Origin of the sequence: Radicibacter daui, from assembly GCA_030657355.1 — a bacterium.
Classification (GTDB): Bacteria; Pseudomonadota; Alphaproteobacteria; order Radicibacterales; family Radicibacteraceae; genus Radicibacter; species Radicibacter daui.
Genome location: CP131057.1, coordinates 586,269 through 610,577 on the forward strand (window position 1 = coordinate 586,269; position 24,309 = coordinate 610,577).

Genomic DNA, 24,309 nt, shown 5'->3' on the forward strand with positions numbered 1-24,309 from the left:
ACCTCCACCAAGCCCGTGGCGCCCGCCGCCACTGAAACCGCCATGCCCCCGGCCGTTGCCCTTTCGCCGGACGAGGCCAGCGTCTCCATCCGCGATCTCGTCATCCAGTATGGCGCCCTCACGGTGCTGGACCGCATGTCGCTGAATGTCGGCAAGGGTGAATTTCTGGTGCTGCTCGGCCCCTCGGGCTGCGGCAAGTCCACCCTCCTCAATGCCATCGCAGGCCTGCTCGACATTGCCGATGGCGAGATCTGGATTGCCGGCAAGAACGTCACCTGGGAAGAACCCAAGGACCGCGGTATCGGCATGGTCTTCCAGTCCTATGCGCTCTATCCGCGGATGACGATCGAGCAGAATATGAGCTTCGGGCTCAAGATCTCCGGCCTGCCGAAGTCGGAAGTGGCGGAACGGGTTGCCAAGGCTGCAAAGATGCTGCGGCTCGAGCAGTTGCTGAAGCGCCGCCCGTCGGAGCTTTCCGGCGGTCAACGCCAGCGTGTCGCCATCGGCCGGGCGCTGGTGCGCAATGTCGATGTCTTCCTCTTCGACGAGCCGCTCTCCAACCTCGATGCCCAGCTGCGCGCCGAGCTGCGTGTGGAGATCAAGCAGCTGCATCAGGATCTGGGTAACACCATGATCTATGTGACCCACGACCAGATCGAGGCGATGACGCTCGCCAACCGTATCGCGGTCATGAAGGGCGGCATCATCCAGCAGCTGGATACGCCAGAGGTTATCTATAATCGTCCGGCCAATCGCTTCGTTGCCGGTTTCATCGGTTCGCCGGCCATGTCCTTCCTGACCGGCACGGTGGAAGGCGGCGCTGCACCGCGCTTTAGTGCCAACGGCCTGACGGTCCCGCTGGACCGGTATGATTTTGACAGCACCGCCAGCGGCCAGCTCGAAGCAACGCTCGGCGCGCGCCCGGAGCACATCATCGTCGGCAATCCGGCCAGCGGCACGGATGACGGCAGATGGCTCTGGCTGGACGGCAAGGTGCGCTTGCTGGAGCCGACCGGCGCCGACACCATCGTGTGGACGGAACTGGCGGGCCAGCCGCTCACCATCCGCGTGACCGCTGACCAGAAGCTGAAAGTGGGCGAGCAGTTCCACTTCGCACTCGATCTCACCCGCCTCTCCCTTTTCAATGCCGGCACCGGCGTGCGGCTCTGACGCCGCGCGCACCTGCCCGCCTTTAAAAAAGATAACACCCGGAGGAAAGCCCCCAAGATGGCACTCAAGCATGCCCTGTCGTTCCAGATGTATTCGGCGCGCAAGTTCCCGCCGGTCAATGCACAGCTGGAACTGCTGAAATCGCTCGGCTACACGAATGTCGAGCCTTATGGCGATCTCTACACCGACGCCCGCGGCTTCAAGGCCGAACTTGACCGGGTTGGCCTTACTGCCGACAGCGGCCATTTTGCTCTCACCCTGCTGGAGCAGGAGACGGCAAAGGCGCTCGACATCCTGCGCACGCTCGGCACCACCATCGCCATTGCGCCCTATCTGATGCCCGAAGACCGGCCAAAGGACGCCGCCGGCTGGCAGGCCTTGGGCAAACGCCTTGCTGCCGTTGCCGCACGCCTGCGCGACGAAGGCATTACCTTCGCATGGCACAATCACGATTTCGAATTCGTTGCCCTGCCCGACGGCTCGTTGCCCATCGAACATCTGCTGGCGGATGATCTGGTGCAGCTGGAACTCGATGTTGCCTGGGTGGTGCGCGCGGGCGCCGATCCGGCCAAATGGATCGAGCATTTCTCCGGCCGCCTCATCGCTGCCCACGTCAAGGACATCGCGCCGGCGGGCGAGAAGGCTGACGAGGATGGCTGGGCCGATGTTGGCACCGGCACCGTGCCGTGGAAGAGCCTGTGGCCGAAGCTGGTTTCCGCCGGCGCCCGGCTGATGGTCGCCGAGCATGATAACCCCAACGATCTGAAGCGCTTTGCCGCCACCAGCGCCAAGGCCATGGCCGCGCTTGCCGGCTAAAGGAGCACTCCGGAAAATGACCCTTCGTATCGGCCTTGTCGGCTGCGGCAACATCTCCGACATCTACCTGACCAATGCCGCGCTCTTCAAAGACGTGGTCTTTACCGCCTGCGCCGACCTGCGGCCCGAAGCAGCTACCGCGCAGGGCGCCAAATACGGCATTCCCGCCATCACCCCGGCCGAGCTCCTTGGCCGCGACGATGTCGATCTGGTGCTGAACCTCACCATCCCGGCCGCTCATGCCGAAATTTCGCTCGCCGCCATCGCCGCCGGCAAACATGTCTATACCGAAAAGCCGCTGGCGACCTCACTCGAGGATGGCCGCAAGATCATGGGGGCGGCAAAGGCCAAGGGCGTGCGTGTTGGCTCTTCGCCCGACACCATCCTGGGGCCAGGCGTGCAGACGGCCCGCCACTTGCTGGCCGACGGCACCGTCGGCGAAGTGGTGACGGGCACCGCCTCGGTGATGGGACATGGCATGGAGCACTGGCATCCCAACCCCACCTTCTTCTTCAAGCCGGGCGGCGGACCCGTGCTCGATATGGGCCCCTATTATATCTCCGCCCTCGTGCACATGCTGGGCCCGGTCAAGGCCGTGCGCGCCACCGGCAAGATGGGCTTCAAGGAGCGCCTTGTTACCGCCGAAGGCCCGATGAAGGGCGAGAAGATCAAGGTGGAGACGCTGACCACGGTCAACGCCCTGCTCAGCTTCCAAAGCGGCGCCGAAATCGTGTTCCTCGCCAGCTGGGATGTGTTTGCCCACAATTTGCTGCCGCTGGAACTGCACGGCACCAAGGCCTCGATGCGCGTGCCCGATCCCAACTTCTTCGGCGGAAAGCTGGAGCTGGCGGGCCTCGACAAGGTCTGGAGCCCGGTTGGCACGGCGGACAAGCCCTTTGGCGCGCTGAACTGGCCGGTGGCCGGGCCCGAGCATGCCAATTATCGCGGCCTCGGCATTGCCGACATGGCCTCCGCCATCAAGGGCAACCGCCCGCATGTGGCTTCCGGCGATGTCGCGCTCCATGTGCTCTCGGTCATGCTGGGCGCGCTGGAAGCAGCGGATACCGGCCGTGTGGTCGAGATTGCCGAGCAGTGCGAACGTCCGGCAGCCTTCGAGCCGGGCAAAATCCTGCTGGCTGCGGGCTGAAGAGAAAAGCCCCCTCATCCGTCGGTAAAAGCAGCCAGCGGATGAGGGGCGCTATGGTAAAAGAAAACCGGCCCGGGCACCGGCTAAAGCCCGCCTCAGGAAACAACAAGCCCCGGCAACAACAGGGGTATCGGGATCAGGGAAGGGAACACCTATGCAGACCATCAAGGGACCCGCGATTTTCCTCGCCCAGTTTGCCGGCGATGCCGCGCCCTTCAACAGCTTCGACAGCATCTGCCGCTGGGCCGCTTCGCTCGGCTTCAAGGGCGTGCAGATCCCGAGCTGGGACGGGCGCCTTTTCGACCTCAAGAAGGCCTCGGAAAGCAAAACCTATTGCGACGATCTGAAGGGCGTCGCCGCCGGCCACGGCATTACCATCACCGAACTTTCAACCCATCTGCAGGGCCAGCTCGTCGCCGTGCATCCGGCCTATGACAGCGCTTTTGACGGTTTTGCCGCCCCGGAAGTGCGCGGCAACCCGGCCGCCCGTCAGGAATGGGCCGTTGACCAGTTGAAGCGCGCCGCCCGCGCCTCGGCCAATCTCGGCCTCAATGCCCACGCCACCTTCTCCGGCGCGCTGGCCTGGCCTTATGTCTATCCGTGGCCGCAGCGCCCGGCCGGCCTCGTGGAAGCGGCGTTCGATGAACTCGCCAAACGCTGGGTTCCCATCCTCAACGCCTTTGACGAGGCGGGCGTGGATGTGTGTTACGAGATCCATCCGGGCGAGGATCTGCATGATGGCGTGACCTTCGAGATGTTCCTCGAGCGCACCGGCAATCATGCCCGCTGCAACATGCTCTACGACCCCTCGCACTATGTGCTGCAGGCGCTCGATTATCTCGAGCACATCGACATCTATCATGAACGCATCCGGATGTTTCATGTGAAGGATGCCGAGTTCAACCCCACCGGTCGGCAGGGCGTTTATGGCGGTTACCAGTCCTGGGTCGACCGGGCCGGACGTTTCCGCTCGCTCGGGGATGGTCAGGTCGATTTCAGCGGCATCTTCTCCAAACTCACCCAGTATGACTTCAAGGGCTGGGCGGTGATGGAGTGGGAATGCTGCCTGAAACATCCGGAAGATGGCGCGCGCGAAGGTGCCGCCTTTATCCGCGACCACATCATCCGCGTGACCGAACACGCCTTTGACGATTTTGCCAGCGCCGGCACCGACGATGCCGCCAACCGCCGCATGCTGGGCATAGACCGCTGAATTAACCGGGCAGAAACAATAAAACCGGGGAGAAAATCATGGCTATCGAAGGACGCAGCGAAGGCACCAGGGCCGGCGGCCCCATCCGTCTCGGCATGGTAGGTGGCGGCCAAGGGGCCTTCATCGGCGGCGTGCACCGTATGGCGGCACGGCTGGATGGCGAGTTCCAGCTTGTTGCCGGCGCCCTTTCCAGCGACCCGGAACGTGCCCGCCGTTCAGGCGAGGAACTCGGCCTTGCGAGCGAGCGCAACTACGGCTCCTTTGCCGAGATGGCGAAGACCGAAGCGGCACGGGGCGACGGCATCGAGGCTGTCGCCATCGTCACCCCCAACCACATGCACTATCCGGCCGCCAAGGCTTTTCTGGAGGCCGGCATCCATGTCATCTGCGACAAGCCGCTCACCTCCACGGTGGCGGATGCGGAGGCGTTGGCAGCAGCGGTGAGGGCAAGCGGCAAACTCTTCATCCTTACCCACAATTATACCGGCTACCCGATGATCCGTCAGGCCCGCGCCATGATTGCCGACGGCGTGCTCGGCAAGCTGCGCGTGGTGCAGGCGGAGTATCCGCAGGGCTGGCTTACCGAGAAAGTGGAGGATACCGGTGCCAAACAGGCTGTCTGGCGCACCGACCCCGCCCAGTCCGGCGCCGGCGGTTGCATCGGCGATATCGGCACCCACGCCTATAATCTCGCCCGCTTCGTCACCGGCCTTGAGCTTGAAAGCCTTGCGGCCGAACTCACCAGCTTCGTGCCCGGCCGGCGCCTTGATGACAATGCGCAGATGATGCTGCGTTTCAAGGGCGGGGCCCGCGGCATGCTGTGGGCAAGCCAGGTGGCGCCGGGCAATGAAAACAGCCTGCGTCTGCGTGTGTACGGAGAAAAGGGCGGGCTGGAGTGGTTCCAGGAAGACCCGAACTATCTCTGGTTCACCCCGCATGGTGCCTCGCGCCAGCGTATCACCCGCGGGGGTGAAGGCGCCGGCCCGGCCGCCGCCCGCGTGACCCGCGTGCCCTCCGGCCACCCGGAAGGGTATCTGGAAGGTTTTGCCACCATCTACGCCGAAGCTGCCCGTGCCATCCGCGCCGCCCGGGGTGGCGGCAAACCGGCTGCCGATGTCATCTATCCCACCATCGCCGACGGGGTGGAAGGCATGCGCTTTATCGATGCTGCCGTCCGCTCTTCCAGGGCCGGCGGCGCCTGGACCAGCCTCTGACCCTGGAGACTTCCGGTGGCCGGTTCCGGCCGGTCATCGGGATTTTTTAAAGGGAAACATCGCCCCCGACCGACAGAGGTCTTTCATGGATCCGGCTTTCCTCGCTCCGCCCCGCACCGATACCGGTTTCAGGTCCTTCGATCTCGGTGGAAGCTGGCGGGCCAGCGCGCCGGAAAAGGGCATCTCCCTGCCCGTTTCCCTGCCCGGCGACCTGCACAGCGCCCTGATGGCGGCAGGCCACATTCCCGATCCTTATTTCGGCCGCAACGAACTCGAGATCCAGTGGGTCGCCCATACGTCCTGGGTGTTCGAGCGGAGTTTCGAGCTGCCCTCGGCTGATGCCGGTGCCCTCTGGACGCTGAGCTTCGAGACTGTCGATTGCCTTGCCACCCTCACACTCAATGGCAAGCCGGTCGGCGAGATGCAGAACCAGTTTCGCCGTTACCGCTTTGAGGTCGGGCATCTGCTGGTGCCGGGCACGAACTACCTGCGGCTGGAGTTCACCCCGGCGCCGGAAGAAGCCAACCGCCGCGCAGCCGCCTTTCCGTTCGAAGTGCCCTATGCAGCCATGAACATGTATCCCGTCCGGCTCAATTTCCTGCGCAAGGTGCAGTGCCATGCCGGCTGGGACTGGAACCTCTGTCTGATGCCGCTTGGCGTCTATGGCGCCATCACCCTGACCCGCAGCCCGCTCGCCCGCATCGAGCATGTGGAAACCCGCCAGCGGCATGATGCGGGCGGGTCGATCACCGTCACCGCGCTGGTCGAACTTCATGCCGCCCGTGATGGCGAGGCTCATCTCGGCATCAGCCTTGAGGATGAAGGCATCTCCCGCCCCGTCACGCTCAGGGCCGGCATCAACCATCTCTCCCACAGCTTTACCCTCGACCGCCCGCGCCTGTGGTGGCCGGCAGGGCAAGGCGACCAGCCACTTTACGATCTGACCGTCACGCTTGACGGCGAGCGTGTCACTCGCCGCCTTGGCCTGCGCACCATGGCGCTCGTCACTGAAAAGGATGAGGTCGGCGAGACGATGAAGCTCCGGGTCAATGGCCGGGATGTCTTCGCCAAGGGCGCCAACTGGATACCGGGCGATGCCCTGCCCGGCCGCATCACACCGGAAAACCTGCTGCCGCTGCTGCGCTCGGCCGTCGATGCCAACATGAACATGCTGCGGGTCTGGGGCGGCGGCCAGTTTGAGCCGGACTGGTTCTACGAAGCTTGTGACGAGCTTGGCCTCATGATCTGGCACGACTTCATGTTCTCCTGCATGCACTACCCGGCCGACCGGGCCTTTTTGCAGGAAGTGCGGGCTGAGGCGGAATATCAGGTACGCCGCCTCGCCCACCATCCTTCCATCGCTCTCTGGTGCGGGGATAACGAGGTAGTCGGCGCCCTTGGCTGGTACGAGGCAACACGCAAGAACCGCGACCGTTATCTGGTGCTCTATGACCGGCTGAACCGCACGCTGGAAGAAGTGGTGGAGGATCACGATCCCGAGCGGCGCTTCTGGCCCTCCTCCCCCTCGCTCGGGCCGCTCAATTTCGACGATGGCTGGCATGGCGACACCAGCGGGGACCTGCATTTCTGGGAAGTCTGGCACAGCGCCAAACCCTTCGAGTTTTACCGCACCATCAAGCCGCGTTTCTGCTCCGAGTTCGGTTTCCAGTCCTTTCCCTCCATGCCGGTGATCGAGAGTTTTGCCGCGCCGGAAGAGCGCAACATCTCCTCTCCGGTTATGGAGATCCACCAGCGCAACCAGGGCGGCAATGCCCGCATCGTAGAGACGATGACGCGCTATTTCCGCTTTCCGAAGGATTTCGAGGCGCTGGTTTACCTGAGCCAGATCCAGCAGGCCCTCGCCATCGGCACCGCCGTCGATTACTGGCGCTCGCTGAAGCCGCGCTGCATGGGCACGCTCTACTGGCAGCTCAACGACACCTGGCCGGTCGCTTCCTGGTCGAGCCTCAATTATGGCGGCAGCTGGAAGCTGCTGCACTACGCCGCCCGCCATTTCTACGCCCCGGTGCGAGTGGTCGCGATCCCGGATGACAACGACGGTGCCCGGGTGCATCTGGTGGCCGTCAGCGACGATCCGGCGCCGGTAACCCTGACGGTCAGGCTGCGCTTCGTCAGCCTTGCCGGTGACATTCACGACGAAGCGCCGCTGGAAGTCTCCGTGCCGCCCGGCCGCAGCACACCCGTTGCCACCGTGCCGCTGAGCGCCCTGGGGAAGGAAAGTTTCCTTGCCATCAGCTGGCATTCGGCCGATGGCCGCCATGCCGGCCGCAACGACTATTTCCCGCGCCCCTACAAGGACTATGTGCTGCCGCGTCCCGAGATCACCGCAGAGTGGCACCGGACAGCGGGCGGCAGGCTATTCCTCACCCTGTCATCCCCGGAGCCCGCCTTCTACGTCACTGCCGAAACCCGTGCCGCCGGCCGCTTCAGCGACAATGGCGTCACCCTGCTGCCGGGCGAGCCACTCGCTCTTGAGTGGCTGCCGGCAGACGCGGGAATGGACCCAAAGGACGATCTGGTGATCCGGCATCTGGCGCTTACGAGCTGAGATAACGCTCGGCAAGCCGCGCCCACATGGCGGCGCCCACCGTCAGGCTTTCGTCCGCAAAGTCATATTTCGGATTATGCAGGATTGCCGAGTTGACGCCGTTGCCAAGGCGCAGGAAGCAGCCCGGCTTGTGCTCGAGGAAATGCGCAAAATCCTCGCTGCCCGGAATGAGGTTGCAGGGACCAACCTTGTCCTCTCCGACCAGTTCGATGGCCACCTGCCGAGCGAACTCGGTTTCCGCTTCCGCATTCAGCACTACCGGATGGCCGTGGTCGTAATCGATCTCGACTTCTGCGCCATGCCCTTCTGCCGCTGCTGTGGCCAGCGCCCGGATCCGCGCTTCCAGCAACGTTCGCACCGCAGGGTCGAACGAGCGGATGCTGAGCACGATGCGTGCCGTCTCGGGGATGACATTGGCGGCATCGCCGCTGTGGATGGCGCCCACCGTCACCACCGCCGTTTGCGTCGGGTCGATGCTGCGCGAGACAACCGTCTGCAGGCTCATGACCAGCGAGCAGGCAATCACGATGGGATCGATGGTGAGGTGCGGGCGGGAAGCGTGGCCGCCCTTGCCGTGAATGGTGATGATTGCCGTATCGGAGGCAGCCATCAAGGGCCCGGAGCGGAAAAGCCAGGTCCCTTCCGGTGCGCCGGGATGGTTGTGCAGCCCGAAGATTGCGTCGAAAGGAAAACGATCGAAGAGCCCGTCGGCGATCATCGCCTGGGCCCCGCTCTGTTTTCCCGCCTCTTCGGCCGGCTGGAAGATCAGGGTGAGAGTGCCGCTGAAACGACGCGTGCGCGCCAGATAGTCGGCCGCCCCCAGAAGCATGGTCGTGTGGCCATCATGCCCGCAGGCATGCATGACGCCCGGTACCGTGCTTGCATAGTCTTTACCGGTTTGCTCGGCGATGGGCAGGGCATCCATGTCGGCGCGGATGGCAATGCTCTTGCTGCCGCTGCCGGCCGTCAGGCGCGCGACCACACCATGGCCGCCAACATTGCGCGTCACCTCATATCCCCAGCTCTCCAGCTTTTCTGCAACCATCGCCGCAGTCTTCGCTTCCTTGAAGGAAAGCTCGGGGTTGGCGTGAAGGTGGCGGCGGATGGCGGTGAGTTCGCCCTTCATGGGCGCAAAATCATCCAGGCCGGCATAGTCGTTCTTGAGGGTCATCACGAAACTTCCGGTTCGGGCAAAAGGGTGCCCACCACCAGCTCCCCTCCCCCCGGGAGGAGGACGCTGGCGGCGGGCAATCGCTGCCGGGCTGGCGTGGCAGCGATATCGGGTCAGATGAAGCGCGAGAGGAAGGTGCGCGTTCGCGGGTGCTGCGGATTGCCAATCACGGCTTCCGGCGGCCCTTCCTCCACCACCTTGCCGCCATCCATGAAGACGACACGGTCCGCCGCCTCGCGGGCAAACCCGATCTCATGGGTGACGACGATCATGGTGAGGCCCTGGCTAGCCAGATCGCGCATGGTCGCCAGCACTTCGCCGACGAGTTCCGGATCGAGCGCAGAGGTTGGCTCGTCGAACAGCATGAGCCTCGGCTTGATTGCCAGCGCCCGGGCAATCGCTACACGTTGCTGCTGCCCACCGGAGAGCTGGCGCGGGTAAGCATGAGCCTTCTCGGAAAGCCCCACCTTCTCCAGCAGCGTCATCGCATAGTCGGTCGCTTCCTTTCGACTCACGCCGTGAATCCCAACCGGCGCCTCGATGATGTTCTGCAGGGCCGTCATATGCGGATAGAGGTTGAACTGCTGGAAGACCATGCCGATCTTGCGCCGCTGGAGCGCGATGGCATGGGCCGAGAGCTGGATCAGCTTTCCCTTGTGGAGACGGTAGCCGATCTGCTCGCCATCGACTTCAATGGAGCCGCTGTTGATGCTCTCCAGATGGTTGATGCAGCGCAGGAAGGTGGACTTGCCGGACCCTGACGGCCCCAGGATCACCACCACCTCGCCGGGCGTGACTTCAAGGTCGATGCCCTTCAGCACTTCCAGATGGTCGAAGGATTTGTGGACGTTGCGGGCCCGTACCAGCGGTGCCGGGGATGTTGCCTGCGTCATCTTGCGGCCTCCTCGACTTGCGTCGTGGCATCCGCTGCGACGGCGTTCCGGACCGGTCCGGAACGCCTGTCACCGCGGGCGTAATAGCGTTCGACATATCCCTGGCCGACATTCAGCAGCGAGGTGATGAAGAGGTACCAGATGACCGCCACCAGCAGCATGGGCACGACTTCGAAGGTGCGGTTGTAGATCGACTGCACCGAATAGAGCAGATCGGCCATGGCGATGACGCTGACCAGCGAAGTAGCCTTGATCATGCTGATGAGCTGGTTGCCCGTCGGCGGCACGATGGAACGCATGGCTTGCGGAATGATGATGCGGCGCAGGGCCCGGGCGCGGGTCATGCCAAAGGCCTCCGCCGTCTCGAACTGGCCCTTGTCGACCGAGAGCAAACCGCCGCGGATGATTTCGGCCATGTAGGCCGCTTCATTGAGGGCAAGGCCGCAGATCGCCGCCGTCATTGGCGTGATGACGGAATTTGTATCCCAGCTGGCAAAGGTCGGCCCGAACACCGGGATGCCGATGGAAAGCTCCGGGAACAGCGTCGAGAGATTGTACCAGAAGATCAGCTGCACCAAGAGCGGCGTGCCGCGGAAGAACCAGATGAAGAGCGAGGCCAGCGTTTTTGCCAGCCCGTCCTTCGACAGGCGCGCGATCGCCAGCAGCAAGCCAAGCACGATGCCAAGCGCCATGGCGACGACGGTCAGGCCCAGCGATACACCAAGGCCGCGGATCACCACCGGGTCGAAGAAATACCGGGCAACAACCGGCCAGCCGAAATTTTCGTTATGCGCAACCGACCAGGCAAAGCTGGCCGCAAGGGCGAGCACGATCACCCAGGCGGCAAGGCGCCCCGCCGGAAACGGCTTGTGCGCCTGTGCCACATCGCGCAAATCCGCATCGCCGGCAGGCGATGCGGGATTTACGACGGATTTGCTCATTTGGGCAGGACCCCACCGAGATTGATGCCGGGCTCCTTGATCATGTTGTTCTCAAGGCCCCACTTTTTCATGATCGCGCCGTAGGTGCCGTTGTCCATGAGAAGCTTGACGGCATCCATCAGCACTGGCCCAAGCGACGACCCCTTGGGCACCACGGCGCCCTGAAACAGGTCCTGGAAACCGTTCTTCTGGCCGACACCGGTCAGCTCAAGCTGGCCGTTTGCCTGCTGCACGAAGTAGGTAAGCGGCGCCTGCGACGAGAAAAACGCGTCGGACCGCTTCGAGCGCACCGCGAGGATAGAGCTCGGCTGATCGGTGAAGGACTGCACCTCGATCGGAGCCTTGCCGTCCGTCTTGCACTTCTCGGCCTGGACCTGGATCACCTTCTCGGCGGAACCGCCGGCCATCACCGCGATACGATTGCCGCAGGCGGTATCGAGCGAGGTGATGCCCTTGGGATTGCCCTTCTGCACGGCAAACACGACGAACTCCTGCACCCAGTCGACGAAGTCATTGGCTTCTTCGCGGGTCTTGAAATCACCGACCGGGCCGAAGGCAAACTGGTACCGGCCGGAATTGACGCCGGCGAGCAAGGCCGGCAGACCACTGACGGATTCATGCTCGATCTTGACGCCCAGCACCTGCCCGATGGCGTCGGTCATGTCGGCGCTGGCACCGGTCATCTCGGTACCGGTCACAATCTCGTAGGGCGGGAAGGAACCGTTATTGACGGAAACCATCTTGCCGGAGGTGCGGAATTCTTCCGGCAGCCGGGCACGAAGCTCTTCATTGACGCCGAGCTTGGGCAGGCTGGCATCCTCGGCCATGGCTGCGCTGGAAATCAGCGTCGCGGCCATGGCAAGCAGGGTCATCTTGAGTGCTGACATTCTGTTATCTCCTCTGGAGCATGAAGCCGGTTTTTAGTTATTGGCGGCGGTCCGCGCGATAGCGCTGCCGTCGCTGTCGAAATCGAAAAGCTCTTCCGGGCTCATCAGGCGCGGCAGGATCCCCTGCTCATGCAGCTCGGTGGCAAAATCGGCGATCATGTGCCGGTTGACGGCAAAACCGCTGGCATCCCACCCCTCCGGCAGGCCGGCAGCGGATTTCAGCAGCTCGTCCAGCATCCACGGGGTGGTGTCGGCATATTTGCGGCGCTTTTGCAGCCACAGGCGCTGTGACTGGTCGATGAGGTCGCTGAGCTCGGCGATCACCCAAGGATGCTCGGCCACGATATCGGCCTTGATGCCAACAAGATGCATGCCCGGCACATACCCGACCGCGGCAAAATAGCTGGCCTCCGCCGCACGGAAGTCCGGCAGCACCTGCCGAAAGGGCGCTGTGCCGCCAAAATAGCCGTCCGGCATGAAGGGGGTGAAGATAGCGTCAAGCCAGCCGTCGGCCAGAGCCTCCACCATCGGCCGCTCGCCGGGCATCGCCTCGATGCGGCCGGGGCGGCCAAAACCATCCAGCCGGTCCGTGACCGGATGCGCCCCGGTCAGGCGGCCGGCATACCAGAAGGCATCTTCCACCCCCACCCCTTCACGGCGCAGCGCGGCACGCGTCCAGGTGTTGCCGGAATCCCGCCAGCCGGTCACGCCGATGCGCTTGCCCTTGAGGTCGGCAAGGCGGGTAACGGGGCTGTCCTTGCGGGTGATAACGCAGCGGTGGCGGAAGCCGCGCATGATGAAGTTGGGAATGCCCACCACCGTGCGGTCGCCATCGATGCGCAGCTGGGTGTAACGGCTGAAGGACATTTCCGCCGCATCATAGGCGTCGCTCCTGCCGACATGGCCGACAAGCGTGCCCACCCTGTCCACCTTGATATCCAGCTTCGGGGAAGAAACATCGCCGAGCACCAGCGGGGTCATATAGTCCCAGTCTCGAAGGGCAAGGCGCAGGGTAAGCGGCATCTGGAAAGCACTCGCGAAAAACTTGGCCTTCCCCGTCATTAAATGTTCAAAATATGCCGCTCAAATGTTATTACGTTATTGAACATTTAAACATGGCGTAAAAATGAGCGACACGAGAGACGCGAACTGGTTCGCCGAAAAAATAAGCGATCGCAGCATTCGGGGAATTGCCATTGAAACCAGCGCGTTGATCCGTGCCGGCGCACTGCCGGTGGGAACGAAGCTGCCGCCCATCCGCGACCTTGCCTTTGCCCTCGGCATCAGTCCGGCCACCCTCTCCGAAGCCTGGTCGGAGTTGCGGCGGCAGAAAATCATCACCGGACGGGGCCGCAACGGCACCTGGGTCAGCGGCGACCGGTTCATTGCCAAACCCCAGCGCCTTGCCAGTGTCGGCAATTATGGCGAGGGCGTGCTGGACCTGACCGCCGCCGTACCCGATGTCGCCCTGCTGCCCCCGCTGGCAAGCGCCATGGCCTATGGCGCCTCGGCACAGAACCTCAACAGCTATGAGCGCAGCCGCATCCTGCCGGAGCTTGAGGCAGCCATCCGGCCGTTCTGGCCCTATGAGCCAGAAGCCTTTCTTGCCACCAATGGCGGTTACAATGCCGTCTACACGCTGATCCACGCCCTGGTGATGCCCGGCGCCACCGTGGCGCTGGAAGACCCGACCGGCATGCGCCTGCTCGATATTCTGGAAGACCGCGGCGCCCGCATTGTGCCGGTCCAATGCGATGGCGAGGGACCAATCCCGGCCTCGCTGGAAGAGGCGATGAAATACCGGCCCGTCGCCTTCATCTTCCAGCCGCGCCTGCACTCCGTCACCGGCCAGCATGTAAGCCCTGCCCGCCTTTCGGCTCTGGGGGACGTCCTTGCCGGTAGCGATACCCTGATCGTGGAAGATGACGGGCTCGGCGATGTTTCCGCTGCCCCGCGCCAATCGCTCGGCAGCCGCTATGCCGGGCGCACCATCCACATCCTGTCGCTGTCCAAGACACACGGGCCGGATCTGCGCCTGGCCGTTCTTTCCGGGCCTCGCCCTGTCGTCGACCAGATCCAGTCCTATCGCAGCTTCAGCGCCGGCTGGACGAGCCGCCTGTTACAGGGCGCCGCTGCCTGGCTCCTGCGCAACGAGGCTACCGGCAAGCGCATTGCCGAAGCCAGAGGCCTTTACCAGCAACGCCGCGACGGCCTGATCAGGGCTTTGCGGGAACGCGGCGTTACCGCCGCATGGGGCAGTGGCCTGTGCGCCTGGGTTCCCGTGGCGTCGGAACCCTTTGCCGTGGTCACACTCGCCGCCCGCGGCATCGCCGCCCATCCGGGGACCAAATTCTCCATGCTGCAGAGCCAGCACCTGCGTGTCGCCACCGCCATCCTCACCGACCGCTGCGAAGAGGTGGCGGACGCCATCGCTCTGGCAGCGGCCGGGCACTGACAGGACCGCTCCGGCAATTGCGCCTGCTACCGCGAACCGGGACACAAAAACGGTTTCCCTCCGCGTTACCCGCCCAGACTGTCCGGCCATTGCAGATCACGCATCAGCGTATCCAGATCAGCGTGGTAATCGAAGCCCGCCGGTGCTGTCGCACGGTATGAGACCATCCAGCCCTGCCCGGCATAACAAAACAGGTCCGCCTCCGAGCGAAGCGGCTGGACAACCCCGTCAAAAGTCTCTGTGTAGCGGTATATCGCTCGCAAACCGCGGCCTTTGAACACGACCGACGGAGAGGCAACCTCTCCATCCGAAATCAGTTCGGCGCCCGGATGCACCCGAATGATCGTTTCCTTCATCGCCTCCCAGAGCTGCCTGCAAAGATGATCCTTGGCTTCGGCAACCACCTTTGGCGGAGAACCCAGCGAAATGACAGGCGGTGCAGGCTTAACATAGATCGTGACAGCAAGGCTTTTATCGCCGGCATCCTTGTTGTACCCGGCGCTGATGTTCGTTTTTTCGGAATTATATTCAGTAATATCGCTGCGTATGAACGCCCCCGGAGCGACGGGGAAGATAAAGCCCGTCGCCTGATGCACATAAGGTCCTGTCGGATTGAACGTCGCTGGCCGATCGGATGACTGCATCTGCGGCACACACCCCGCAAGCAGGGCGGCCACTGTTACGACGCTCCACTTCATGCTTTCACGGTCCTTCACTTGAAGATTGATGTACCACGTACCGGGGCTCACATCTCCCCGCCCCAACCAAGTAGCGAGCGGGCCCGACGTCAACACCCTCCCTGACCCTGAGATCCCTGTCGAGATGCAACTCTACCGGGCCGGTGCGCAAGGGAACCCTCACATGTGGCTCGTTATGTTGGTCATGATCGTTCTCACGGCGGTGCGCCAGCCCTCTTCTATCAATTGCGGGTTTGCCCGCAATTCATCCGGCGTCTTTCCGTCAACCGGGTTTCCCGCCGGCTGGACATAGTCTTTGGCGCTCCAGATAACCTTTCCATCGGGGCCGGTCAGGGTACATACGATCGTGACGATGGGGACCAGTGTGGAGCTAAAGGCATGCGGCATGGCAAACCCATAAACCAGAGCTTTAACCCTTAATGTGGGAGTATTATTGCCCTGCCCGTCCGTCAGATTGAGTTTGCCTGACTGTTCAAAGGCCTTTCTCGCTTCATCAAGCAGAATCTGGTCAAAGTGAATATTATTGGCTTCGGCAAATTTTTTGAACTTTTCTCCGGGCGCCCGATTTGCCTCATAGGCAATCGCCGCCCCAATAGCGCCGAAAGCGAACCCGAACTCGCTCCCCGGCCCCATATAATGCATTTCGTCCGGAATAGTGACCGCGGGGTCTAAACGTACCTCACCAAGGTTAGGAGCATTCAGCTTGGGCGTTGTGGCACACCCGGTCAATATCAGGCAGGCCGCCGCGAAGAGCGACAGTCCCAAGCCTCTCCCGGATTGGAACAGGCTGCGGTCGCGACCAGCTGTTTTTTTCGGCGTTGCGGAGATGTGTTTGAAAAAAAGCATTTACGGGTCTGCAGTTATGTCGCGAATAGGCCTCAGACACCCGCCATTAAATTCAGCCCCTGTCAATCAATTCTTGTTTTATTTGCACCCCCGTCCACGCCACAGCCAATCGTCATAAAACATACCAGCAGTGCATGCTTGAGCAGCAATATGCATCGCCCTGAAACCGGACTGGAGGGGTAATTGCAAAGCACTTAAACGACAGTTTTAAATCAAAGTGCCCTATGTTCAATTACTGCTCCGCATGACGAGCCTCATAATTGAAGAATTTCGGCGCCCCTCAGTCGACAAAGAGAACCTGGCGCCCAAGGGTATCTAAATATGCAAATCAAACCCCCTCTTCTCGGCAGTCTGCTGATATTGGCAGCCTTGCTTGGCGCGTGCAGAAGCGGAGAAGTCTTTATGTCCCCACCGCTCACCGCCTCGGTAGTCGATGCCCAGACAGGCGCCCCTGTCGAGCGGGCAATCGTCACCATGTGGTCAACGGCAGACACCAGCGTTCGCGTCGGCGGCAGATCTGACGGCGACGGTCGCATCAACCTTCCCCGCCTTGTTGGGCGTAAAGCCATCATGTTTCCGTTTGTTGCTGATCCGCGGCCTTCAGCAACGATTGTACGCTTTGAGAAGGCTGGCTACGTGCCAAAGGAGATTAACGACGAGGCCGATATGGTCTACTTCACCGGTCAAAAATTCGTCGAACTGACCCCCTACCTTAGGCAAACTGGCAACTTTCCGGACTTCAACTCGCCTTCGCCAGCGCCAGCCGTTCCGCCCGACGTGCAGCCTGCACGTCAGGGTCGGGATCGAGGCCGGCCGCCAGCAGTGCTTGGGTATAGGGCATCTGCGGATGATCGAAGATCTCGCGCACGGTGCCCATCTCCACCACCCGGCCCTTTTGCATGACCATCACATGGTCGGCAAAGTCACGGACGACCGGCAGGTCATGGGCGATGAAGATGAAGGCGATGCCCATCTCGCGCCGCAGCCCGTCCAGAAGGTCGATGACCTGGGCCTGCACCGAGACATCGAGCGCCGACACCGCCTCATCGCAGATGATGAGCTTGGGCTCGAGCGCAAGCGCGCGGGCAATGGCGATGCGCTGGCGCTGGCCGCCGGAGAACTGGTGCGGATAACGGCTGGCAAATTCGGGCTTGAGCCCCACCTGCACCAGCAGCTCCGCCACCCGGGCGCGCCACTTGGCCTTCGGCAGGATATCGGGGTGGATGACCCAGGCTTCCGAAATCAGCTCATAGACCGACATACGCGGATTGAGTGACTGCGTCGGGTCCTGGAAGACCATCTGCAGATCGCGCCGGAGCTTGTAGAGCTCGGCCGGGCTCATCTGGAAAAGATCACGCCCTTTCCACAGTGCCTCGCCGGCATCGGGCTCGTTAAGGCGCAGCAGGATGGTGGCGAGCGTGGATTTGCCGGAGCCGCTTTCGCCCACGATCGCCATCGTTTCACCCGCCATCAGGTCAAACGAGACACCGTCGAGGGCACGGAACGGCCCGTAGTTCTTGACCACATTCCTGACCGACAGCACCGGCTCGGCTTTCGGCAGCGGGGCGTGCATCGCCCCCTTGCCCGGCGCAGCGCCGATCAGCTTGCGGGTATAAGGGTGTTTCGGGCTTTTGTAGACGTCGCGGGTCAGGCCGGTTTCCACCACCTCGCCCGCATTCATCACCACAACCCGCTCGGCAATCTCCGCCACCACGCCCAGATCATGCGTGATGATCAGCACGCCCATGCCGGTTTCCTGCTGCAGTTCGGCGAGCAGCGACAGCACCTCGGCCTGCACGGTCACATCGAGCGCGGTGGTCGGTTCGTCGGCGATCAGCACATCCGGCTTCATGGCAAGCGCCATGGCGATCATCAGGCGCTGGCGCTGCCCGCCGGAGAATTCGTGCGGATATTTGCCGAGCGAGGCTTCCGGGTTGGGGATGCCGACACGCGCCACCAGCTTCAGCGCCGCGGCTTCAGCCTCGGCGCGGGGAAGGCCATGGGTCGTCATCGCCTCGGCGATCTGCCAGCCGACGGTGTAGACCGGGTTCAGATGGCTCAGCGGGTCCTGGAAGATCATGGCAATGCGCCGGCCATTGATCTCGCGCCGCTCGGCCGCGGAAAGCGTCAGCAGATCCTTGCCATCGAACAGGATCTGGCCGCTGGTAATGCGCCCCGGCGGCATGTCGATGAGATCGAGGATGGCCGAGGAGGAAACCGACTTGCCCGATCCGCTCTCGCCCAGGATGGCAAGCGTCTCGCCGCGCCCCAGATGGAAGCTGACATCCTTGACGGCCTGCACGGTGCCGGCGGCGGTGTGGAATTCGACCGAGAGGTTTTTAACCTCCAGCAGATGCTCAGCCATTCTTGCGGCCTCCCATTTCAAGGCGCCAGCGCTGCACGGGGTCGAGGGCGATGCGCATCCAGTTGGACAGCAGGTTGAGCGACAGGGTGGTGAGGATGATGGCTAGGCCAGGCCAGAAGGAAAGCCACCAGGCCGTGGTCAGGTAACTGCGCCCCTGCGCGATCATCAGGCCCCAGGTGATATCCGGCGGCTGGATGCCGATGCCGAGGAAGGAGAGCGAACTTTCCGCCAGCATGACGAAGGCGAAGTCGAGCGTCGCGATCGTCATCAGCGTCGGCAGCACCACCGGCAGGATGTGACGGAAGACGATGCGCCGGGAGGAAGCTCCCATCACCCGCGCGGCGGAGACGAACATGCGCTCGCGCACCTCTAGCACCTCGGCGCGCGTGGTGCGCAGATAGACGGGGATACGGGTGATCGCCAGCACCAGCACGAGGTTAAGCACCGATGGCCCGGCCATATAGAGCACCACCACCGCCAGCAGCAGCGAGGGGAAGGACATGATGACGTCGGCAAGGCGCATGATGACCTGGCTGACGCCCGGTTTGGCATAGCCCGCAACAAGCCCCAGCAGCGAGCCCATGATGGAGGAGAAGAACACGGCGCCGGCCGCCACCAGCATGGTGTTCTGCATGGCAACGATGATGCGCGGCAGGAGCGGCCGGCCGAGCGCATCGGCGCCCAGCACACCCATCCAGCCATTGGCAAAACCGAAGGGCGGCGCGTTGCGCATGCGCAGGTTCTGCTTCTGCGCGGCGGCATCCAGCAGATGCGGCCCGATGATGGCGAGCACAACGACGACCAGCAGGAAGAGAGCGGCGCACAGGGCGAACTTGTCGGCCCACAGCATGCGTAGCAGGCGCCGCGCCGCACTCTGCATCTCGGGCAGATCGTCTTCGGCGGTGGAGAGCGAAGTCTCGGTCATATCGCGCTCCTTCAGTTCCGGATGCGGGGATCGAGCAGCGAATAGGCCAGGTCGATCAGCAGGTTCATGATGAAGATGGCAAGGGCGGTCACCATGATGGCGGCCAGCACCACGTTGAAATCGCGCTGCAGGATGCTGTCGATCATCAGCTTGCCCACACCGGGAAAACCGAAGATCGTCTCTACCACCACGGCGCCGTTGAGCAGCGCCGCCGCCTGATCACCGATCACGGTAATCACCGGCAGCAGCGCGTTGCGCAACGCGTGTACGAAGATGATGGGCCGGGTGCGCACACCCTTGGCGCGCGCGGTCTTCACGTAGGCGGAGGAAAGCGCGGTGATCATCGAGCCGCGTACCACCTGCACGATGAGCCCGAAGGGCCGGATGAACAGCACGGCAATCGGCAGGATCCAGTGCAGCGGCGTGCCGGTGCCCGAGGTCGGCACCCAGCCGAGCGAGACGGCAAACACCACGATGCCGACGATGGCGATCCAGAAATCCGGCGCCGAGGCACCGATCAGCGAGACGAAGGAGGCAAACCGGTCAAAGAAGCCGCCGGCCTTGAAGGCGGCCAGTGAGCCGACCACCACGGCCGCCCCCGTCACCAGAACCATGGTGATGACGGCGAGCTGGAAGGTCCAGAGAAAGCCCTCCAGCACCACATCGATGGCAGGCCGGGCCTTGCGGATGCTTTCTCCGAAATTGAGATGGGCGAGATCGACGATGTAGTGCCAGAACTGCACCAGCAGCGGATCGTTGAGCCCATGAATTTCACGGAACTGCTCGCGCATTGCATCGGTCGCATCGATCGGCAGGAACAGGGCCGCCGGATCGCCGGTAAGACGCGAGAGGAAGAAGACAAGCACCACCAGACCCACCAGCGATATGAGGCTGGTCAAAGCGCGCTTTTGAATGAAGCTGGTCATGGGGGTAATTGCCTGTATCTGATTTCCATGATGCCCGTTAGGGCACCCGCAGACGCCTTTGACAAGGGTAAGGCTCCAGAGCGCCGGGAACAGAAGTTTTTCCCTCTGTCTTGAGGGAAACAGGGGAGCCCTGCGGGGCTCCCCTGTCCTTTTTGAAAAGGCGGCAACACCGGCTGCCGCCCTTTTTTACCTTTTGCCCTTACTTGAAGCTGATGCTGGAGAGCTGCAGCTGGGCGTTGGTGGCGATGGAGGGCGTGAAGTCCACACGCGGTCCCACACGGGCGAAATCGACCATGTGGAACAGCAGAACGTCCGCCCAGATATCGTCATGCAGGTACTTGACGAGCTGGGACCACAGCTGGGCACGGGAGTCGCCGGTCGCCTCGGATGCCGCCGAGATCAGATCGTCGACCTTCGGGTCCTTGAGGCCGGACTGGCGGCCGTCGCTGGCATATTTGAAGAACATGGAGAAGACCGGGTCACCCTTGCTGTTGTCATGCATGGCGGTGACAAGCTGCGGCCCCATGTCGGTCGGGTAGGGCTTGGAGTACATCTTCTCGAACTCGGCAACCTCATAGAACTTGAGGTCGACATTGAAGCCCACTTCCTGCAGCTGCTGCTGGATGGCTTCCATCACTTCGGTGACGTTCGGGAAGTTGGCGGTACGGGCAACCAGCGTCAGCTTGGTGTCAACCGGCACGCCATCAGCCTTGGCCGCGGCCAGCAGCTTCTTGGCTTCCGCCGGATCATAGGGCGGTACCTTGACGTCCGGGTTCCAGCCGAGCGTCGAGGGCGGGAACATGGCGACGGCCAGTTCGGTGCCCTTGGGCACCAGCGTGCCGACGAAGGCCTGACGATCGATGGCCAGATTCAGCGCCTTGCGCACCCGCACATCGTTGATCGGCGCCATCGACTGGTCGAGGCGGATATAGACCGTCTCGGAATTGAGGAAGGAGACGTCCATCTTGGGATCGTCCGCCACGTCGGCAGAGATGGACGGAGCGATATCGGCTTCGCCCGTCTTCACCATGGCGGCACGCACGGCCGGGTCCTGGCGGAACACATAGGTCGCCTTGTCGACCTGCGGCTTGTCGCCCCAGTAATCGTCGCGGCGGGAGAGCACGATCTGCTGGCCCGGCGTCCAGTCCGTCACCTTGTAGGGGCCGGTGCCGACAGGCTGGCGCACGAACTTCACCGGCGTTTCGGACGGCACGATGGTAACGAGCGACATCAAGAGCGGCAGGATTGGCTGCACCGGGTCGGTCACGAAATCGACGGTGTAGGGATCGACCACCGAGGCCTGGATGGTCATGTCGCCGAAATAACGCGGCGTTTCGCAGGTGATGGATTTGTCCATCGCGCGGTCGAAGGACGCCTTGACATCGGTGGCATCAAAATCGCTGCCATCGGAGAACTTGACGCCCTTGCGCAGGTGGAAGCGCCACTCATTCGGGCTGGTCTGCTCCCAGCTTTCGGCAAGACGCGGCATCAGGCCCTTCTTGCCGCGCACGTCAAGCTCGGTCAGCGTCTCGTTGACGTTCTCCAGGATGATGCGACCGATGTTGGAGCGGGTCGCCATGCAGGGCTCGAGCAGATCGGCCTCTTCATTGAGCACGATCTTGACCGAATGGTCCTGGGCAAGCGCCGGGGCGGCACTTGCCACCAGCGCCAGCGCTCCCAGGAGCAAGGATTTTTTCAACATTTGTTTCCTCCCGTTTTTCTGGTTTCAGACTGTTGGAACAAGACGGGACAACATCAGCCTGCCGGCTGACGCCCTCCCGACCGGCTGGCGAGCATCGTGGCAAGGCACACGATGGCAGCGCCGGCCCAGGTAGAAGGCGAGGCTGTTTCGCCGAACATCAGCCACGCCATGACGGCAACAAAAGGCAGGCGGAGAAAATCGAAGGGCGCGACGACCGAGGCATCGGCGAGGCTCATCGCCCGCGTCATCACCACCATGCACAGGGCTCCCAGTGCGCCTTGCAGGGCGAGCAGCCCAAGCTCGTGCGGGCTGGGAGTGGTCCAGAAGAAAAGCGCCAGCACGAGGGCGATTGGCGTGGTCAAAAGCAGGTTCCACACCACCAGCGTGTCCGGCCGATCCCCGGCTGACATCGACTTCAGCATCAGCTGGATCAATGCCGTCATCGCGGCGCCGAACAGCGCGAGCCCTGCCGCCGCCGAAATACCGCCCGCTGCCGGCTTGATGATGATGACCGCCCCGGCAAAACCGGCAACCAGCGCCAGTATCTTGCGCAGCGTCATCACCTCCCCCAGCATCGCCCACGCCCCGAGCCCGACGAAGATCGGCGAGGTGAAGGCAATCGCCATGACATCGGTCAGGCGGCCGAGGCCAAGCGCCGCAAACAGCGCCACAAGCGCCAGCAGCTTGAGCCCGGCCCGCAGCGCGTGCTGGGTCAGCGGAAAATTCGTCTTCAGCACCTCCGGCCGCAGGATTACCCACGGCAGGATGGCCATCGCCCCGAAGGCGGCCCGGAAAAACCCGATCACGAAAGAATGCACATTGCCGGCAAGCAGCCGCACGATGACGGCATCGCAGGCACCCAGCGCCGCCGCCAGGACGACCAGCGCCAGCGCTTTCGCCATCGGCTGTGAATTGCCACCCACAAGGGCCATGTGCGCTCTCCCGTGCCGCCTGTTATTTCCGGCTGGCATGACGGACCATGCGACTTGACACATAATCTTGTCAACATTTGTTTAGATCAGGAAACCGAAACCACCGTTGGTGAAATTTATATCATTGATATTAAACATATTTTTTTACCATTTGAGAAAATTTTGCCAAATTTATCGCCAACATCAACTTGACAACATTTCTTTTTCGGCAAAGCTGCGGCATAAGGTTCCCAGAAGTTCTCTCGGAGATAAAAATGACACCGGAGGAAATTGCCCGCGCCATGACCGGGGTGCTCGCCACCCCGGCGCCGGGCCGCGTGGAAGCATTGCTGCCCTCGCCCAAGGTGCAGAACCATGCGGCTTTCCTGCATCGCCTGCCGAACGGCGCGCTGGCCTGCGCCTGGTTTGGCGGCACGCTGGAAGGCAAATCGGACATTTCCGTCTATGCATCCGTCCTGTTGCCGGGCGCTGCCAGTTGGGGCCCCGCTTGCCAGCTGAGCTTTGACGCCGCCCGTTCGGAACAGAATCCGGTACTGTTCACTGCGCCGGACGGCCAGCTCTGGCTTTTCCATACCGCCCAGCCTTCCGGCAACCAGGACGAATGCCAGATCCGCATGGCGCCGCTGGCCATCGATCCGGCGGATGCGACACGGCTCATTTCCGGCGAAGGTCACTTTCTTGACCTGCCGCGTGGCTGCTTTATCCGGGCGCCGCTGGTGGTGCGGGAAGATGGCGCCTGGCTGCTGCCGATCTTCCGCTGCGTTCCCCGCCCCGGCCAGCGCTGGAACGGCAGCCACGATATTGCGGCCGTCGGCGTTAGCCGGGATGGCGGGCGCAGCTGGTCGCTCGAGCCGGTGCCGGACTCAACGGGCTCGGTGCATATGAGCCCCGTCACCCTCGGCAATGGCCGTTATGCCGCCTTCTACCGGCGCCGCCAGGCCGATTTTGTCCACCGCTCGGAAAGCACCGATGGCGGCCGCAGCTGGTCCGCCCCCGCCGCAACCGACATTCCCAACAACAACTCTTCCATCGCCGCCATCCGCCTTAATGACGGGCGGGTTGCCGTGCTGTGCAACCCGGCCTCGGCCGCAACCTCCGCCTCGCGCCGCCAGTCGCTCTATGACGAACTGGGTGAGGAAGATGGCCGCCCGGATGCCGATCCGGAAGGCGGCTGCTCGCCCATCTGGGGCGTCGAGCGTGCGCCGGTGGCGCTCTGCCTTTCGAGCGACGGCGGCAACACCTTCCCCGAGCGGCTTGTCATTGAGGACGGGCCGGGCACCTGCACCTCGAATGACTCGACGGACGGGCGCAACAAGGAAATGTCCTACCCCTGGCTGCTGCAGGATGCCGACGGCACGCTGCATCTCGCCTACACCTACCATCGGCGCGGCATCAAATATGTGCGCCTTGCCGCGGACCGGATTCCGCCGGCAGCCTGA

At 62.9% G+C, this 24,309-nt stretch carries 20 protein-coding genes; 8 read left to right on the plus strand and 12 right to left on the minus strand.

The window, feature by feature from the left end; translation table 11 throughout:
* Positions 1-42 precede the first annotated feature (42 nt).
* The 6 genes from QTL98_RS22455 to QTL98_RS22480 all read left to right on the plus strand — a co-directional run bounded on the left by QTL98_RS22455 (position 43) and on the right by QTL98_RS22480 (position 8,129).
* Positions 43-1,170, plus strand: a complete 1,128-nt coding sequence (locus QTL98_RS22455; RefSeq protein WP_445682916.1) for an ABC transporter ATP-binding protein — start codon at positions 43-45, stop codon at positions 1,168-1,170.
* Between the two features lie 57 nt (positions 1,171-1,227).
* Entirely contained in the window at positions 1,228-1,986 is a 759-nt protein-coding gene (locus QTL98_RS22460; RefSeq protein WP_445682373.1) for a sugar phosphate isomerase/epimerase family protein, read from the plus strand.
* A 16-nt stretch (positions 1,987-2,002) separates the two neighbouring features.
* On the plus strand, positions 2,003-3,133 hold the full coding sequence (locus tag QTL98_RS22465) for a Gfo/Idh/MocA family protein (RefSeq protein ID WP_445682374.1): 1,131 nt from the start codon (positions 2,003-2,005) through the stop codon (positions 3,131-3,133).
* Positions 3,134-3,287: 154 nt separating this feature from the next.
* Positions 3,288-4,346, plus strand: a complete 1,059-nt coding sequence (locus QTL98_RS22470) for a sugar phosphate isomerase/epimerase family protein (protein WP_445682375.1) — start codon at positions 3,288-3,290, stop codon at positions 4,344-4,346.
* A gap of 38 nt (positions 4,347-4,384) precedes the next feature.
* Positions 4,385-5,560 carry a Gfo/Idh/MocA family protein gene (locus QTL98_RS22475; RefSeq protein ID WP_445682376.1) on the plus strand — a complete coding sequence of 392 codons (1,176 nt, stop codon included), beginning with the start codon at positions 4,385-4,387 and terminating at the stop codon, positions 5,558-5,560.
* Positions 5,561-5,645: 85 nt separating this feature from the next.
* Positions 5,646-8,129, plus strand: coding sequence for a beta-mannosidase (locus tag QTL98_RS22480; protein WP_445682377.1), 2,484 nt, complete (start codon positions 5,646-5,648; stop codon positions 8,127-8,129).
* Here the strand turns inward: QTL98_RS22480 and QTL98_RS22485 are convergent.
* The 5 genes from QTL98_RS22485 to QTL98_RS22505 form a co-directional block, all read right to left on the minus strand.
* Positions 8,119-9,300: a M20 aminoacylase family protein gene (locus QTL98_RS22485; RefSeq protein WP_445682378.1), complete on the minus strand. Its 1,182-nt coding sequence runs from the start codon at positions 9,298-9,300 to the stop codon at positions 8,119-8,121. The two genes, QTL98_RS22480 and QTL98_RS22485, sit on opposite strands and share 11 nt — an antisense overlap.
* A gap of 113 nt (positions 9,301-9,413) precedes the next feature.
* Positions 9,414-10,193, minus strand: a complete 780-nt coding sequence (locus QTL98_RS22490) for an amino acid ABC transporter ATP-binding protein (RefSeq protein ID WP_445682379.1) — start codon at positions 10,191-10,193, stop codon at positions 9,414-9,416.
* Positions 10,190-11,134, minus strand: coding sequence for an amino acid ABC transporter permease (locus tag QTL98_RS22495; RefSeq protein ID WP_445682380.1), 945 nt, complete (start codon positions 11,132-11,134; stop codon positions 10,190-10,192). Before QTL98_RS22495 ends, QTL98_RS22490 begins: the two co-directional genes overlap by 4 nt.
* Entirely contained in the window at positions 11,131-12,021 is an 891-nt protein-coding gene (locus QTL98_RS22500) for an ABC transporter substrate-binding protein (protein WP_445682381.1), read from the minus strand. The genes QTL98_RS22495 and QTL98_RS22500 overlap by 4 nt, the downstream gene beginning before the upstream one ends.
* Before the next feature lie 33 nt (positions 12,022-12,054).
* Positions 12,055-13,044, minus strand: coding sequence for an ABC transporter substrate-binding protein (locus QTL98_RS22505; protein WP_445682382.1), 990 nt, complete (start codon positions 13,042-13,044; stop codon positions 12,055-12,057).
* Between the two features lie 103 nt (positions 13,045-13,147).
* Between QTL98_RS22505 and QTL98_RS22510 the strand changes: the two genes are divergently transcribed.
* Positions 13,148-14,476 carry an aminotransferase-like domain-containing protein gene (locus QTL98_RS22510; protein ID WP_445682383.1) on the plus strand — a complete coding sequence of 443 codons (1,329 nt, stop codon included), beginning with the start codon at positions 13,148-13,150 and terminating at the stop codon, positions 14,474-14,476.
* A 65-nt stretch (positions 14,477-14,541) separates the two neighbouring features.
* Here the strand turns inward: QTL98_RS22510 and QTL98_RS22515 are convergent, their stop codons facing one another.
* From QTL98_RS22515 to QTL98_RS22545, 7 genes are all read right to left on the minus strand, one after another.
* Positions 14,542-15,174 carry a hypothetical protein gene (locus tag QTL98_RS22515; protein WP_445682384.1) on the minus strand — a complete coding sequence of 211 codons (633 nt, stop codon included), beginning with the start codon at positions 15,172-15,174 and terminating at the stop codon, positions 14,542-14,544.
* 159 nt (positions 15,175-15,333) lie between these two features.
* Complete coding sequence (locus QTL98_RS22520; RefSeq protein WP_445682385.1) at positions 15,334-16,020, minus strand: hypothetical protein; 687 nt, start codon at positions 16,018-16,020, stop codon at positions 15,334-15,336.
* Positions 16,021-16,759: 739 nt separating this feature from the next.
* Positions 16,760-18,385, minus strand: a complete 1,626-nt coding sequence (locus QTL98_RS22525; protein WP_445682386.1) for an ABC transporter ATP-binding protein — start codon at positions 18,383-18,385, stop codon at positions 16,760-16,762.
* Positions 18,378-19,265, minus strand: coding sequence for an ABC transporter permease (locus tag QTL98_RS22530; protein WP_445682917.1), 888 nt, complete (start codon positions 19,263-19,265; stop codon positions 18,378-18,380). The genes QTL98_RS22525 and QTL98_RS22530 overlap by 8 nt, the downstream gene beginning before the upstream one ends.
* Before the next feature lie 56 nt (positions 19,266-19,321).
* Positions 19,322-20,236 carry an ABC transporter permease gene (locus tag QTL98_RS22535; RefSeq protein ID WP_445682387.1) on the minus strand — a complete coding sequence of 305 codons (915 nt, stop codon included), beginning with the start codon at positions 20,234-20,236 and terminating at the stop codon, positions 19,322-19,324.
* 199 nt (positions 20,237-20,435) lie between these two features.
* Positions 20,436-21,938, minus strand: a complete 1,503-nt coding sequence (locus tag QTL98_RS22540; protein ID WP_445682388.1) for an ABC transporter substrate-binding protein — start codon at positions 21,936-21,938, stop codon at positions 20,436-20,438.
* 53 nt (positions 21,939-21,991) lie between these two features.
* Positions 21,992-22,870: a DMT family transporter gene (locus QTL98_RS22545; RefSeq protein WP_445682389.1), complete on the minus strand. Its 879-nt coding sequence runs from the start codon at positions 22,868-22,870 to the stop codon at positions 21,992-21,994.
* A gap of 254 nt (positions 22,871-23,124) precedes the next feature.
* Between QTL98_RS22545 and QTL98_RS22550 the strand changes: the two genes are divergently transcribed.
* On the plus strand, positions 23,125-24,309 hold the full coding sequence (locus QTL98_RS22550; RefSeq protein ID WP_445682390.1) for a sialidase family protein: 1,185 nt from the start codon (positions 23,125-23,127) through the stop codon (positions 24,307-24,309).

Bases quoted from the DNA above. Each gene is read 5' to 3' on its own strand.
- QTL98_RS22505 (WP_445682382.1), bottom strand. From the start codon at position 13,044: ATGCCGCTTACCCTGCGCCTTGCCCTTCGAGACTGGGACTATATGACC.
- QTL98_RS22540 (WP_445682388.1), bottom strand. From the start codon at position 21,938: ATGTTGAAAAAATCCTTGCTCCTGGGAGCGCTGGCGCTGGTGGCAAGT.
- QTL98_RS22475 (WP_445682376.1), top strand. From the start codon at position 4,385: ATGGCTATCGAAGGACGCAGCGAAGGCACCAGGGCCGGCGGCCCCATC.
- QTL98_RS22550 (WP_445682390.1), top strand. From the start codon at position 23,125: ATGACACCGGAGGAAATTGCCCGCGCCATGACCGGGGTGCTCGCCACC.
- QTL98_RS22485 (WP_445682378.1), bottom strand. From the start codon at position 9,300: ATGACCCTCAAGAACGACTATGCCGGCCTGGATGATTTTGCGCCCATG.
- QTL98_RS22490 (WP_445682379.1), bottom strand. From the start codon at position 10,193: ATGACGCAGGCAACATCCCCGGCACCGCTGGTACGGGCCCGCAACGTC.
- QTL98_RS22530 (WP_445682917.1), bottom strand. From the start codon at position 19,265: ATGCAGAGTGCGGCGCGGCGCCTGCTACGCATGCTGTGGGCCGACAAG.
- QTL98_RS22470 (WP_445682375.1), top strand. From the start codon at position 3,288: ATGCAGACCATCAAGGGACCCGCGATTTTCCTCGCCCAGTTTGCCGGC.
- QTL98_RS22520 (WP_445682385.1), bottom strand. From the start codon at position 16,020: ATGCTTTTTTTCAAACACATCTCCGCAACGCCGAAAAAAACAGCTGGT.
- QTL98_RS22495 (WP_445682380.1), bottom strand. From the start codon at position 11,134: ATGAGCAAATCCGTCGTAAATCCCGCATCGCCTGCCGGCGATGCGGAT.
- QTL98_RS22535 (WP_445682387.1), bottom strand. From the start codon at position 20,236: ATGACCAGCTTCATTCAAAAGCGCGCTTTGACCAGCCTCATATCGCTG.
- QTL98_RS22460 (WP_445682373.1), top strand. From the start codon at position 1,228: ATGGCACTCAAGCATGCCCTGTCGTTCCAGATGTATTCGGCGCGCAAG.
- QTL98_RS22545 (WP_445682389.1), bottom strand. From the start codon at position 22,870: ATGGCCCTTGTGGGTGGCAATTCACAGCCGATGGCGAAAGCGCTGGCG.
- QTL98_RS22480 (WP_445682377.1), top strand. From the start codon at position 5,646: ATGGATCCGGCTTTCCTCGCTCCGCCCCGCACCGATACCGGTTTCAGG.
- QTL98_RS22500 (WP_445682381.1), bottom strand. From the start codon at position 12,021: ATGTCAGCACTCAAGATGACCCTGCTTGCCATGGCCGCGACGCTGATT.
- QTL98_RS22525 (WP_445682386.1), bottom strand. From the start codon at position 18,385: ATGGCTGAGCATCTGCTGGAGGTTAAAAACCTCTCGGTCGAATTCCAC.
- QTL98_RS22510 (WP_445682383.1), top strand. From the start codon at position 13,148: ATGAGCGACACGAGAGACGCGAACTGGTTCGCCGAAAAAATAAGCGAT.
- QTL98_RS22465 (WP_445682374.1), top strand. From the start codon at position 2,003: ATGACCCTTCGTATCGGCCTTGTCGGCTGCGGCAACATCTCCGACATC.
- QTL98_RS22515 (WP_445682384.1), bottom strand. From the start codon at position 15,174: ATGAAGTGGAGCGTCGTAACAGTGGCCGCCCTGCTTGCGGGGTGTGTG.
- QTL98_RS22455 (WP_445682916.1), top strand. From the start codon at position 43: ATGCCCCCGGCCGTTGCCCTTTCGCCGGACGAGGCCAGCGTCTCCATC.